General features: G+C 62.8%; 11 protein-coding genes. 6 read left to right on the plus strand and 5 right to left on the minus strand.

The features are described from left to right. Positions 1-171 precede the first annotated feature (171 nt). Complete coding sequence (locus ACFMO5_RS05685) at positions 172-546, minus strand: roadblock/LC7 domain-containing protein (protein WP_376791787.1); 375 nt, start codon at positions 544-546, stop codon at positions 172-174. A gap of 432 nt (positions 547-978) precedes the next feature. Here ACFMO5_RS05685 and ACFMO5_RS05690 point away from each other — a divergent pair, with 432 nt between their 5' ends. The 6 genes from ACFMO5_RS05690 to pgl all read left to right on the plus strand — a co-directional run bounded on the left by ACFMO5_RS05690 (position 979) and on the right by pgl (position 9663). Beyond that, positions 979-1899: a diacylglycerol/lipid kinase family protein gene (locus ACFMO5_RS05690; RefSeq protein WP_376791788.1), complete on the plus strand. Its 921-nt coding sequence runs from the start codon at positions 979-981 to the stop codon at positions 1897-1899. 447 nt (positions 1900-2346) lie between these two features. Continuing rightward, a complete protein-coding gene (locus tag ACFMO5_RS05695; RefSeq protein ID WP_376791789.1) occupies positions 2347-3480 on the plus strand; it encodes an N-acetyltransferase in 1134 nt (377 codons plus the stop codon). A gap of 5 nt (positions 3481-3485) precedes the next feature. After that, a complete protein-coding gene (locus ACFMO5_RS05700; RefSeq protein WP_376791790.1) occupies positions 3486-4775 on the plus strand; it encodes an MFS transporter in 1290 nt (429 codons plus the stop codon). Positions 4776-5141: 366 nt separating this feature from the next. Beyond that, positions 5142-6905, plus strand: coding sequence for a DNA polymerase/3'-5' exonuclease PolX (gene polX, locus ACFMO5_RS05705; protein WP_376791791.1), 1764 nt, complete (start codon positions 5142-5144; stop codon positions 6903-6905). Between the two features lie 70 nt (positions 6906-6975). After that, positions 6976-8508 carry a glucose-6-phosphate dehydrogenase gene (gene zwf / locus ACFMO5_RS05710; RefSeq protein ID WP_376791792.1) on the plus strand — a complete coding sequence of 511 codons (1533 nt, stop codon included), beginning with the start codon at positions 6976-6978 and terminating at the stop codon, positions 8506-8508. A 444-nt stretch (positions 8509-8952) separates the two neighbouring features. After that, positions 8953-9663, plus strand: coding sequence for a 6-phosphogluconolactonase (gene pgl / locus ACFMO5_RS05715; protein WP_376791793.1), 711 nt, complete (start codon positions 8953-8955; stop codon positions 9661-9663). 39 nt (positions 9664-9702) lie between these two features. On the opposite strand, the gene ACFMO5_RS05720 is transcribed toward pgl, so the two are convergent. The 4 genes from ACFMO5_RS05720 to ACFMO5_RS05735 all read right to left on the minus strand — a co-directional run bounded on the left by ACFMO5_RS05720 (position 9703) and on the right by ACFMO5_RS05735 (position 13441). After that, on the minus strand, positions 9703-10611 hold the full coding sequence (locus ACFMO5_RS05720; RefSeq protein ID WP_376791794.1) for a hypothetical protein: 909 nt from the start codon (positions 10609-10611) through the stop codon (positions 9703-9705). A gap of 300 nt (positions 10612-10911) precedes the next feature. Beyond that, a complete protein-coding gene (locus ACFMO5_RS05725; RefSeq protein ID WP_376791798.1) occupies positions 10912-11397 on the minus strand; it encodes an adenosine-specific kinase in 486 nt (161 codons plus the stop codon). 98 nt (positions 11398-11495) lie between these two features. Continuing rightward, complete coding sequence (locus ACFMO5_RS05730) at positions 11496-12503, minus strand: GNAT family N-acetyltransferase (RefSeq protein WP_376791795.1); 1008 nt, start codon at positions 12501-12503, stop codon at positions 11496-11498. 5 nt (positions 12504-12508) lie between these two features. Continuing rightward, a complete protein-coding gene (locus ACFMO5_RS05735; RefSeq protein ID WP_376791796.1) occupies positions 12509-13441 on the minus strand; it encodes a hypothetical protein in 933 nt (310 codons plus the stop codon). Positions 13442-13848: the final 407 nt, after the last annotated feature.

Below are 13848 nucleotides of genomic sequence, written 5' to 3' on the forward strand. Positions count from 1 at the left end.
CTTCCACCTTTCCTCCTCCCTGCGACCCGTTGGACCGTAGGGAGGGGGAAGTGAAGGATTTTGGGGCCGGTGGACCCTCAGGGCTTACACCACCCCACGGCCCTCTTAAAAAATCGATGGGGAGGGCCCGGCGGCCGCTCCCCATCGATTGCTCCTCGAACCCATGGCCATTTACCCCACCAATTTAGCGAGATCCTGGGCCGCCCGCCGCATGTCCAGGAAGACCAGGCCCAACTTCGCGTTCTCCCGCGCGAGCACCGTCAACACGGCCTCCTGGCCCACTGCCATGAGGATCACGTAACCGTTCGATCCATGCACATAAACCTGATCCAATGTCCCCCGCCCCAATTCGCTGGCGATCCGCTCCCCCAGGGAGAGCATCGCCGCCGACATTGCGGAGACCCGATCCTCCTCAACATCCCTGGGCAAGGCGGAGGCGATGATCAATCCATCGACGGAGACCAGTGCCGAAGCTTCGATGTCGGGCGTGCTGGCTTGGAGATCTTTGAGCCGCTGAACGATCAGCTCGGTGCGGGACCTGGCCATCGGCGATGCTCCAGCGCTTGAGGATTTACCGCTCTGAGCATACCATGGCCTTCTTGAGGCGTCAACGCCGGGAGGGCGTTGCTCAGGGCTTTTCAGTAATCACAAATCATATTGTGCGGGTCAAGCGGATAGCCCCATCTCCCTTCATCCCTCCTCCCCACGGCCCTTGGGGCCGTGGGGAGGAGGGATGAAAAGGATTTTGAGGAGCGAGCCGGGCGCCTTTGGTGCCCGGCTCACCCCCACCCCTCTATGGGAATTCTCAGATTATTCAAAAGCCCGGGGGGCTCCTTTTAAAGCATCGGTATAGGCCCTGAGGACGGGGCCCCTATCGGGTTCGCGGAGAGGGGGGCGAGAGGCCTGAAGTCCGTAGTAAGCTGTTCGGCGGCCACATAGAATACATGTGGTCCATCCCTATCGTGAGGACAGCCGGCGATGCCTGAGCATCCATGGTGGGTCATTGTGAATCCAGTGGCTGGTAACGGGCGCACCGGTCGACGCTGGAGCGGTCTGGAAGCCCGCCTCCGCTTGGAAGGGATCCGCATGGAGGTTGTTTTCACCCAAGAGCCAGGCCATGCGACCTCTCTGGCCCGACAAGGCCTGGAAGCCGGCTTTAACACGATTGTCGGCGTGGGCGGCGACGGCACCCTCCATGAAATCCTGAATGGGCTCCCTTTAGACGATCCGGAACGGATGCGGACGGTGCGTCTGGGCATGCTCCCGCTGGGCACAGGCTCCGACTTCGTCCGCACCTTCCGGCTGCCCCGGGATCCGGTGGCGGCGGCCATACGATTGCGCGAAGGACGTGCTCATCTCGTGGACGTGGGTCAGGTGATCTGCCAACGGGCCGGGGAAACCGTCACCCGCTACTTCATCAACGCGGCCGGGTTGGGTTTCGACGGAGAAGTCGCCGATCGCACCAATCGAGGGATCAAGGCTTTCGGGGCCACTGGGACATATCTCGTATATCTCTTCCTCACGCTGCTCTTGTATCAAAACAAAACCGTGAAGCTTCGATTGGACGGAGGGGAGCGCTCCGGTCGGATGAACTCGGTACTCGTCTGCAACGGCCGATATTTCGGTGGCGGGATGTTCATTGCCCCTCATGCGGAGGTCGACGACGGCTGGTTCGATGTGATCCTCCTGGGAGATCTGGGGAAGGGGGAAATTGTGTGGAACCTCCCCCGCGTCTATCGGGGGACCCACCTGACGCACCCGAAGATCACCTGGCAGCGCGCCCGGGAAATCCATGTCGAGGCCCGGGAACGGATGTTCCTTCAAGCCGAGGGGGAGCTGGTCGGGGAAGCCCCGGCCACGTTCCGTATCCTCCCTCGAGCGTTGGCATTTCTCGCCTGAATGGATCCCTCGTGACCTTTCAGAGAAATTCGGAGAGGGACAGGACTCCTGGTCCGCTGCATCGGCACATCGGGAGGTACGTCTTTTGTTTGTAGTAGGACACTTTTTCCCTCCCCGTGCAACTTCATCGCACGGGGAGGGAAAAAGAGCGTGAAACCATCCTGCTTCGCAGGGCAGTGGTCGATCACTACTGCATTTCAATTTAGGGTTTTCGAGGGCTGGGCCGATGATCAAGAACGGGCGCTAATGAAGTTTAACAAATTAATCCGGACATTCCACGCCGAGGATACGCCGTGAGGGAAGCGGGAGGCCCCACCCCCCTTGATCCCCCCTCCCCACGGTCCTTCGGGCCGCGGAGAGGGGGAGAAATGTGGATGACGCACTACCTTCCAGGGTGACTACTGCGAACAGACCCACAGGCGAAATCCCGATGGGAGAAGCACGAGCATGCTGACAATCCAGGAATGCCGGACGCCAGCGGAACGCCGAGCCTTCGTCACGTTCCCTTGGCGTGTATATCGGGGCGACCCCTATTGGGTTCCTCCGCTGATCAGCGAGCGGATAACTTTCTTCGATCCGCGGCGAAACCCCTTCTACCAACATGCCGAAGTGGCCCTCTTTATGGCCCAACGAGACGGCGAGCCGGTGGGCACGATCGCGGCCATCATCAACCACCAGCACAACGCTTTCCACAATGAGCAGGTGGGCTTCTTCGGGGCCTTCGAAGTGTTACCGGATCGCGAGGCCGCCTATGCGCTGCTTTCGGCCGCCCGGGATTGGGTGCGGGCCCGTGGGATGACCGCCCTGCGCGGCCCGGCCACCTTCAGCACCAACGAAGAGTGCGGCCTCTTGATCGAGGGATTCAACGACCCACCTCGTATCCTAATGAGCTACAACCCGCCATACTACCGGGATTTTATCGAAAGCTTCGGCTTCCAGAAGGCAATGGATCTCTACGCCTATGAGCTGACAGTGGAGGTGTTCAACTGGCCGGAGAAGCTGGTGCGGGTGGTGGAGAAGCTGAAGAACCGGGCGAAGTTCCGAGTACGCCCGGGGAACATCCGGCGCTTCCGAGAGGAACTCGACCGCATCAAAAAAGTTTACAACTCCGCCTGGGAGCGGAATTGGGGATTCGTGCCGCTAACCGATGCGGAGATCGAGCATATGGCGGCTCAACTGCTCCAATTCGTGGACCCCGACCTGGTGTTCATCGCAGAGGTCGATGGGGAGCCCATCGGGTTCTCTCTGACCCTGCCAGATCTCAATCAAGCCTTACACAAGGCATACCCACGCCCGGGAGTCCCAGAATGGTGGACGTTGCTCAAGCTTCTCTACTACTGGAAGGTGCGCCGGGTGGTGGATACGATCCGGGTGATGGCTATGGGGGTGGTGGAAGGGTGGCGATCCCAGGGGGTGAACGCGCTGTTCTATTACGAGACCGCGAAGGCCGCCCTCCCGAAAGGGTACCGGCGCGCCGAGATGTCATGGGTGCTGGAGAACAATCTGATGATGAACCGGGACATCCAGGCGATGGGCGGGCGGATTTACAAGACCTATCGGATCTACGAGTTGCCCCTGTGAATCCGATGAGGGGATTCCCGCTGAACGGGCGCGCGCTCTGGCCCTTCGGGAGGTCCTTCACCCTGTTGTGGATAGGCCAGTTCCTATCCCAGGTGGGCGATCAGTTCCTGTTCATCGCCGGCCTGAGCCTGCTGGATCGCCTGACGGACTCCCGAGCGGCCTTCGGAGGGCTGGCCCTGGCCATCACCCTGCCCCAGATCCTCTTCGGGCTGTGGGGCGGGGTCTTCGCGGATCGCTGGCCGCGCCGCTACGTGTTGATTGGATCCGATGTGGCCCGGGCCCTGATCGTCCTCGGCGCGCTGACGGTTCGGATGAACGCGGATCTGTGGCGGCTGTATCCGCTGGCCTCCGCCCTGGCCATCGCTGGGCTCTTCTTCTACCCAGCCCGCAACGCGGTGCTCCCCTTCCTGGTCCCCTCGGCCCATCTGCTTCAGGCCAACACGATGCTCCAGGCCAGCTACATCCTCGCCCTGGTAGCCGGCGGGATCTCCGCCGGGCTGTTCGTCGATCGCTTCGGGCCCTACGCCGCCTTCGTCTTGGATAGCGTCACGTTCCTGATCTCCGCCCTCACCCTGGCCTGGATCTATCTTCCGGAATCGATGGATCGCCCTCAACCAACCCGACAGAACTCCCCAGGACATGATCTGCTGGAAGGCTTGCGCTTCGCCTGGAGCCAGCGCGCCCTCCGGAGGGTGACCATCGTCACGCCCTTCGCGACCATAGGAATCGGCGTGGTGCAGGTCCTCGGCCTGGCCTTCCTGGCAGAAGTCCTGGAGGTGCGAGCGGGCGGCTTCGGGCTGACGATGGCCATGATGGGGATCGGCCTGGCGCTGGGGTTGGGGGTCGTGCCCCTGCTGGGCCGTCGGATTCCTACTCCCCTTATGGTGGGCCTCTTTTTGGCCGCCGCCGGGCTGGCCACCGTGGCTTTCAGCCAGGCCCAGACCTTCGCCTTCGTGCTCCTGGCCGCCCTGGCGATGGGGCTTTGCGTCGTGGTGGCCCGAGCCGGCCTGGCCACCATGATCCAACAGATCACCCCGAATATCCTACGAGGGCGAGTCGATAGCCTGGTGACCCTCACCGTGAACGGCGCGCTGGCCCTCGCTCAGGGGAGCGCCGGGCTCTTTGGGCAGCTCTGGGGACCTCGACCGGTGCTCTTAGGGGCCGGGCTGTTGATGATGCTGGTTGGGGGATTCGCCGCTTTCGGCCTCCGCGGAATCGATATCGATCCCCCTGAAGGCCCAACGAGCGTCGCCTCCAACCGCGAAAGAGAGCGCCCCTCCCACCCTCAGGGCTAACCCATCGGCAAGGAAGGGTGATCACTTCCGGTTTCCATCTAGAAGTTACGCAGCGGGTTTCCTCCTGATTTTCATCCCTCCTCCCCACCACCCCAAGGGCATTGGGGGGGAGGATGATGGGGAGAGGCCCTTCTGTCTTTTCTCGCAGGCCCCACGCGGCGCAGTTCCTACCATCTGGACCATTCGAGGTATGATGAGATCAGGGGGTAGGCGCTACGCGCCACACATCAGCCTTCGCCGATGCCATCCTGGCAGCGCTGGCTGACAGCTGGCCATCGGCTTCGAGCGGGCGACTTACGGCCGTCACACTCCACCGGGTGTTAAAGCGTCCTATTCCAAACGGCCATCCGAACAAGGGAGGCAGCGATGGAGCGGCGATGGACGAATCAGGAGATCGCGCAGATCTTCGAGAACATCGCCGATATGCTGGAGATCCAGGGGGAGATCCCTTATAAGGTCATGGCCTACCGCCGGGCCGCGGAGAACATCGCCGCCCTGGGACGGGATATTTACGACCTCTGGCAAGAGGGGGCCCTGCGCACCATCCCTGGGGTGGGAGAGGCGATTGAGGAGAAGATCGACCAACTGATCCGCACCGGCCGCATGGAGCTCTACGAACGCCTGAAATCCGAGATCCCCCAGAGCCTGCTGGAGATGCGCCAGATCCCGGATATGGGTCCCAAGCGCATCAAAGCTGTGTGGGAGAAACTGGGGATCACCACCGTGGAGGAGCTGGAAGAGGCCGCCCGCGCCGGGAAGCTCCGGAGCTTGCCCGGCTTCGGGGCTAAGCTCGAGAGCAAGATCCTGGCCAGCATCGAGGCCGTTAAACGGCGGAAGATCGCCGGGCGCGTGCCCCTGGGCGCGGCCTGGCCTCTGGCCCAGGAGATCCTGAGGGCCCTCCAGGAGGTGCCTGGGGTCCAACGGTTGGCCGCCGCTGGCTCCTTCCGCCGGATGAAAGACACCATCGGCGACTTGGATTTCCTGGTCGCGGCCGAGGACCCCGAGGCGGTGATGGAGCGGTTCACCTCGCTTCCTATCGTGGAGGCTGTGCTTCTCAAGGGCTCCACCAAATCCAGCGTCCGTCTGAGGAACGGCCTGCAGGCGGATCTACGGGTGATTGAGGCGGCACGATGGGGGACCGCGCTGCAATACTTCACGGGCAGCCAGCAACATAACATCCAGCTGCGGGAGCATGCCTTACGGCGCGGCTACAGCCTCAGCGAATACGCCCTCACCCGGGTGGAAACGGAAAAAGAGATCCTGTGCGCAACGGAAGAGGAAGTCTACGCCCGCCTCGGCCTGGCCTATATCCCGCCGGAGTTGCGAGAAGGGCGTGGGGAGATCGAGGCAGCCCTCGAGGGCCGCCTCCCTCGATTGATCGAGGTGGAGGACCTCCAGGGGGACCTCCAAGTCCATAGCGTCTGGAGCGATGGCCAGGCCTCGATCCGGGAGATGGCCCGCGCGGCGAAGGCCAAAGGCTACCGATATATATTGCTTACTGATCACTCCCAAAGCTTGGGAGTGGCCAAGGGCCTGACCCCGGAGCGGCTGTGGGAGCAACGCCGGGAAGTGGAGGCCGTCAACGCGGAGCTCGGGGACGGCTTCCGGGTGCTCCACGGGGCCGAAGTGGAGATCCGGGCCGACGGCAGCCTGGATTACCCCGATGAGGTTCTGGCCGCCCTGGATCTGGTGGTCGCCTCTGTACACACCGGCCTCCGGCAAGACCGGGAGCGGGTGACGGCTCGCTTTCTGGCAGCCATCCGCCACCCCCACGTCCACATCATCGCCCATCCGACCGGACGGTTGTTAGGGGAGCGGGAGGGAGCGGATGCCGATTGGGAGGCCATCCTGCGGGCGGCGGCGGAAACCGGGACGTTGTTGGAGATCAACGCGAACCCGGCCCGTTTGGATCTTCCGGACATCCTGGCCCGGCGGGCCCTGGAGCTGGGATGCAAGCTGGTGATCAGCACCGACGCCCACAGCCCGGGGGAGTTTGACCTGATCCACTTCGGGGTGGCCACGGCTCGTCGGGCCTGGGCCACCCCCGCTGACATCGCCAACACCTGGCCGCTGGAGCAGCTGCTCGCCTGGGCGAAGAAGAAGCCGCAGCGGCTCCGGGGTGTTCGGTAAGGTTTTCCCTCCCGGCAGCCCTTCGGGCTGGGGAGAGATGGAATAGAAAACAAACAAGAGGCTTCCGCATATGGCTCCTTCCACCACACCGGTTTTCCTGATCCTCTTCGGCGCCAGCGGGGATCTGGTCTGGCGCAAACTGGGGCCAGCCCTCTTCGATCTCCACGCGGACGGCTGGCTGCCTGAACGGTGGGCCGTGCTCGGGGTGGCCCGCAGCGCGATGGATGAGGCGACCTTCCGCGCCCGCATCCTCGATGGGGTCCAGCGGTTCGCCCGCCGGTCGCCCGATGGTGCTTCGTGGCCTTCCTTCTCCAGCCGGCTGTTTTACCTGCGCGGCGACTATGACGACCCATCCCTCTACGCGGAGTTGTCCCAGCGCCTCCGTATGGGGGAACCCGAGACGTCCGATATGGCCTACCATATCTTCTACCTGGCCGTGCCCCCGAGCGTCACAGAGACCATCGTGGCCCACCTCGGTGATGCCGGCCTGGTGCGAGATCGAGATCGCCACCGGGTGGTGATCGAGAAACCCTTTGGGCATGATCTGGCCTCCGCCCGGGCGTTGAACTCGCGCCTGCGCCGCTTTCTGGAGGAGCACCAGATTTACCGCCTCGATCACTACCTGGGGAAGGACACCGTTCAGAACATCCTGGCCTTGCGCTTCGCCAACGCCTTCTTCGAGCCGATTTGGAACCGTCAGTACATCGACCACGTTCAGATCACCGTCGCCGAGACCGTCGGTGTGGAGCACCGAGGGGGTTACTACGATCAGACCGGCGCGCTGCGCGATATGGTCCAGAGCCATCTTCTCCAGATCCTCTGCCTGATCGCCATGGAACCCCCGGTCTCCCTTAACGCCGAGGAGATCCATCACAAGAAGCTGGAGGTGCTACATGCCATCCGGGCGATCCCTCCTGACCAGGTCTCCACCTATGCCGTCCGCGGCCAATATGGACGGGGGCGCATCGACGGCGAGGAGGTCTCCGGCTACCGGGAGGAGCCCGGCGTGGACCCTCGCTCGACCACCGAGACCTACGTGGCCCTTAAGCTATTCATCGATAACTGGCGATGGCAGGGAGTGCCCTTCTATCTGCGCACCGGGAAGCGTCTCCCCGTCAAGGCCTCGGAGGTCTCTATCACTTTCCGGCCGGTGCCTCACCGGGCGTTCCCCGATGCTGCCGTTCAATCCTGGCAGCCCAATCGGCTGATCTTGCGCCTCCAACCGGAGGAAGGGGTCCTGTTCCGCTTCCAGGCGAAAGCCCCTGGCCCGGTGATGCGGCTTCGGCCGGTGGATATGCATTTCCTCTACCGGGAGACCTTCGGGAACGACCCGCCCGAGGCTTACGAGACGCTGCTTTTGGATCTTATCCGTGGAGATGCCACCCAATCCCTGGAGGCCGCCTGGGTTGAGAGAGCGTGGGCCGTGCTCCAGCCGATCCTGGACGCGTGGGCCCGGCATCCGCCGGAGAATTTCCCGAATTATCCGGCTGGCACATGGGGACCCCCGGAGGCGGATCAATTGCTGGCCCAGGACGGACGTCAATGGGAGCTTCCGACGATTTTAGAAGAAACGAGGGGAGGTGTCGAAAGAGGCTCCGGATGAGAGGATCCAAGGGCCCGTCCCATGCGTCAGACTCACAACGGGCCTCCACCCGCCAAGTCGCACATGAAGGGCTCTCCCTGCCACCAGACGCCGAAGGGAACCAAGGACCTGTGATCCACGTTCGACAGGCGCTCCCATGATGGAGGTTGGGGGCGAGCCGAAGGCGCTCGGCTCGCCCCCAACCCATCTTTTATCCCCCCTCCCCACAGCCCTTCGGGCCATGGGGAGGGGGGATAAAGGGAGGTGGGGCCTCCCAGTTCGTAGTAAGGCACTTCAGTGCCCATTATAAGCGTCGGGCGAAGGACGAGCCTCCGTCGGCCGAATACGCGCGAAAGGCCCCTCGCTGCCATCAGACGCTAAGGGAAACCGAAGCCTCTTAATCGCTGCTCACAAAAATGAGACGAGCGCTAAAACGCTCTACTACGAGCAACAGGGGACCCTCCGATGCTATGGATCTTCTCCGACCCGGAAGCCTTAAGTCGCGCTGCGGCCGCCCTCTTCGCCCGCCGGGCCCGGCAGGCCATCCGGCGCTCAGGCCGCTTCGCCGTCGCCCTCTCCGGAGGGCAGACACCACGGCAGGCCTACGAATGGCTGGCTCGCTCCCCATGTCGAGACGCCGTGGAATGGGATCGGGTGCATGTCTTCTGGGGAGATGAACGATGCGTCCCCTTCGAGGATCCTCGCAACAACGCCCGAATGGCCTTCGAAGCGCTGCTGACCCATGTGCCCATCCCCCAGGACCAAATCCATCCGATAGCGTGCGCGGACGATCCGAAAGCCGCAGCGGCCCGCTACGAGAGGATCTTACGCGATTTCTTTGGGGAGCGCCCTGCCCGCTTCGACCTGATCTTCCTGGGGCTGGGAGAGGATGGTCACACCGCCTCCCTTTTCCCATCCAGCCCAGCCCTGGAGGAGCAAGTCCGTTGGGTGGTGGCAGTGGAAGAGGTCACTCCTCCCCGTGTGACGCTGACCTTTCCTTTGCTTAACCAGGCCTACCTGGTTGCGTTTCTGGTGTCCGGTGCCAACAAGGCGGGGATCCTACGGGAGGTCCTGCGGAGCCCGTCGGATCCACGTCGATGGCCAGCCCAGGGGATCCGACCGATTGGGGGACGGATATTATGGCTCGTCGATCGTGCCGCGTGTTCCCTGCTTTAGCGCCAAGGGAATCCAGCCGGGGCCAGTGCGCCACGCACGTCACGCCCTCAGCGTCTCCAGGATCCCCGGGGTAAGATCCAGCAGCGATGCCGCGTTCTGAAAGATTCGAGCCCCTGGCCCGGCGACCAGGAGCGGAACCGGATTTGTGGTATGCAATCGGGTCCGCAAATCCTCTATGTTCCCGTGGTCGCTGGTCACCACCACGGTGGCCCCCGGCGGCCGATCAGCTATCAGGGCGTCCAGGAGGCGATCCAGCACTTCCAAGACCGGCTCCGGGGGCACATGGCGATGGCCGACCAGATCGGGGAGGAAGCTCTCAAAGAGCACGAGGTCCGCTTCTTCCAGCAACCGCAGGAGGCGAAGCGCCGCTTCCTCCGGCGCCACCGGTGGCAGATCCGGGAAAGGGCGCCCGTGGCGGCGCGCCCAGTCCGGTGCGAACGTATGCGTGATGTCCCAGAGGAGCGCCCGTCCATCGACCAGATCCACAAAGGTGCGGAACGGGAGGCCCGCCAGCCGGTTCATCCATGTGGTCACCGAGGGCCGCAACCGTCCCCGAGCCACGAGCTCCCAGTAGAAATCCGAATACGCGTTCGCAAAGGTTGGTCGGAAACCTTCCGCCTGCGCCCTCGCGAACAAACTGTGGTCCTTTAGCAAGCGCACCAGTTCGGAGGATGGATAACCGGTTCGATGAGCCCCGATGAGGGCGGGCGCGTTCAGGCCGGTGAAGAGGGCGGTCTGGCCGGTGGCGCTCTGCGGAAGCCCTGGCACCCCCAGCGTGGCGTCCAGCTCGCGGCAGAGGAAATCCCCGTTCTCCCTTGCGCAACCGCGCACCAAGGGGCTTCCGATTCGAGCGGACAACCGGGGAAGGCCAGGGAGGAAGAGTGGATTCCAGGAATCCGGCTCCCCTAACCCCACTCCATCGAGGAACACCAGGACTACAGCTCCCATCTCGAATCTTCCTGGAAAAGAGAACAAGCGCTCAGACACCTCGCAGATCCGGACCTCGCGGATTTCAACCTCCCCAGCGAGCGCTACGATGAGAACACGGCACCCCACGTTGCGCCCCCAAATGGCGCGCCCCAGCCTCAAAGCCCCCCGAAAGGAACCGTTCAGTGACCATCGCCCGGCGCATCACTACCATTGGCTTCCCAGAGGCCTCTTCCCAAGGGATTTGGGGCCGGAGCCGCCATCAATGGCCCCCAGCCCCACTCCCTTCACGCGTGGGCGTCCTGCTTCGCGGACCGTTGCTCACATCTTGTAGCCGATCCGGCGCAGGAAGTCCTTGCGGTGGGCAACATCAGCCTCCGTCTCAATCCCCCGCGTGGCCACGCCGTCCACCACTCCCAGGATCCCCCGCCCCTGCTCCGTCTCCACCAGGATGACTTGTATGGGGTTAGCGGAGGCGGCGTAGATGTGGCAGACCTCTGGGACCATCTTGATGGCGTTGAGAACATTGATCGGATAATAGCCCTTGCCCAGGACCACGATGAAGAAATGGCCGGCCCCGACGGCCAGGGCGTTCTTCTTCGCCAGCTCCACCAGCTCCGGATCGGTGCCGCTGGCTCGGACCAGGGCGGGGCCTGAGGATTCGCAGAAGGCCAAACCGAACTTGATCCCGGGGACTGTGTTCACTAGCGCCTCGTGGATGTCCTCCACCGTTTTGATGAAGTGGCTCTGGCCCAGGATGACGTTCAGCTCATCCGGCTTCTCGATCTGCACAACTTTCAGCTCGATGGCCATGGTGCACCTCCTGAGCACAGGCTGCTGGTTCGGCAATCGATATCGGTTCGGACTCAGACAGCTGAAGGCCCAGCTCTGTGGGGCGGACGAGCTCATTCTGACCGTCGGATCAGGATCCGATAGAGCGGCACCTCCTGGGCGCCGAACCGGAACTTATACGGTTCGTCCCCACGCAAGAAATCGAAGACCCGTTTGCCCTGCTCGATCGCTTGACGGATCAGATAAGCCAACAGCACCATCCCTGGGCTGAGGCCCGCGAACCGGGGATTGAAGCCCGCGTTATAGAGCCAGATTCGATCTCCATAATCGAAATCCAAATAGGTCGCAGCCTTCTGCCCCGCGATCTCGATGAAGGAGAGACGCGCCCATCCTTCCTGCAAACCCTGACGGATCGCCTGGCGGAAGAAACCGCGCATGCGCTCGCTCAGGAAGGCGGCCTTCTCGGGATGGCTGGCCGCCATCAAGTTCAGGAAATCCTCGATCGCCTTCCCCGCCTCGGGTCCATCCTTCTGCAGGATATACCAGCGGACCCTTTCCAGCGCCTCGACCCGGCGCATCTTGCGCCGCAACTCGTGACGATCTTTCCGATCCAGCATCTGAAGATAAGCGTCCCAGGTGGAGGGCAGATGAAGGACCGGGCACACCGTTAACTGCTCCGCCTGGGCCGCGAGGCCATAAGCGGCCGCCGCCGAAGGCCACACCGAATAAACTGCGGAATCCGCTCGGATGTTCCAGAGGATCAAAACATCCCATTCCGGCGCCGACGGGCTGGTGAGCCAGGTTAGAAGTGCGTGAGCGATCTCCTTCTCCCGGCCGGATTCCCCTGGAAGATCCAAATAGTCCGTGACCTCCTCACCGAAGGTCTCCAGAACCCAACGACCGTTCCGCGCGATCCGGCGCAAGGGCGCGATCCCAATGAGCCGACCCTCCTCCTCCAGCGTGAACAAGTGGAGCTCCCCTTCCCCGAAATGCTCCCACCAGGTCCGCAGCCAGTCCGGGCGCAGAAAAGGGGAATCCACGGAAGATCGGCCCAGCAAATCCACCCAGGCCTCCTTCAGCTCATCGAAGGCGGCAACATCTCGGAACAAACACCATCGCATCGAGCTCACTCCACTTCCCGAAGATCCACAAGATCCCTGGCGAAGACGCTCCAGGGCTCCTGTCCAGTTAAATGGGCACGGACCAGGGCGTAGAAACTGCGAGGCGGATTCCCCGACCCCTGTTCGCGGATGAAGTCCACCACCAGATAACCGAGGGCGAACGCTGTTTCAAAGAGCTCCCGGGTGTGGAAACGCCAGGCCCGCGCCAGGCCTGGGTCCTGGCGTTTGATATCCTGAAAGCGATGGGGGATCTCCACCAGCCAGAAGGCGGCGTCCGGTGTCTGAAAGGCCTCCGGGGGAATGGGCAAGCCCCGTTCATCAAAGCGACATGGATTCACCAGCACAGCTCCAGCCTGTTCGAACAGCGAACGGGAGAGCGCATAATGGCCTTGGCGCAGACGGGTTGCCACGCGCCGGCTGGCGATATACCAGTCCACCTGGAAGCGATCCGTAGGCAGCCCCCGATTCAGGGCATCCCGGAGCTCCCCGTAAGCGTTCCGGATATAAGTATTGCACACCGCTCCCAGTTTGGCGATGTTGAAATAAGCGTTGCGGCTCTCCAGCGGATCATAGGTCCAGGTGATCAAACGAAGCCCCTGATTGCGAACCACCTCCCTCTGAGCCAACTTCAACATGTAACCGACGCCTTTATCCTGCCACTCCGGAAGCACACCCAGCTGATGGGAGCAGTGTTTCAGCTTCACCGTGGCTGGAGCTTCGCGCCCGCGACGCTCATCGGTTCCCAGAAAACCGAACACGAATCCTACCATTTGCCCGCCAGCGAAGGCCCCCAGGAGCACTCCCCCATTATGCGCAGCCGTGATGAGCACGTGAGCGGGAACCACGTCCAGATCGTCGGAGCCCCAGATCTGGCGCTGGAGCTCCACACAGGCCTCGATTTCCTCCAATGTGCGTAACGGTCGGATCTCCACCTCCATCGCCCTTCCCTCGTCCCTTGGCGATTTCCTACCTGAGATGGCAACCCTCTACCAGACGGCTCTCTGTCTCTCGCCCACCGCTCCCAATTCCTAGATTGTAACATGGACCCCAGCGACCAGTTCTTTGTTCAAATGTTTATCCTTCCTCCAGCGGGTGCTTCTTCCACATCGGATCAGGAGTTATACCATCGGTTGCCTCGCGAGGAGGGAAGATAAAGGGAGGTGGGATCCTTCCGTCTCCTCTCGCCAGCCCTGAACCGCGTCGCCCCTACTCCATTGGCCTCTCAGGGCTTTTCAAAATTCTGACAAAGACGGCATAACCGTGAGGAAAGGGATGGCCCCTCCCCCCTCCCCGGGGGGGGGGGGGGGGGGGGGGGGGGGGGGGGGGGGGGGGGGGGGGGGGGGGG

The sequence above is a fragment of the Thermoflexus sp. genome (assembly GCF_042408365.1).
In the GTDB taxonomy this organism is placed as follows: domain Bacteria; phylum Chloroflexota; class Anaerolineae; order Thermoflexales; family Thermoflexaceae; genus Thermoflexus.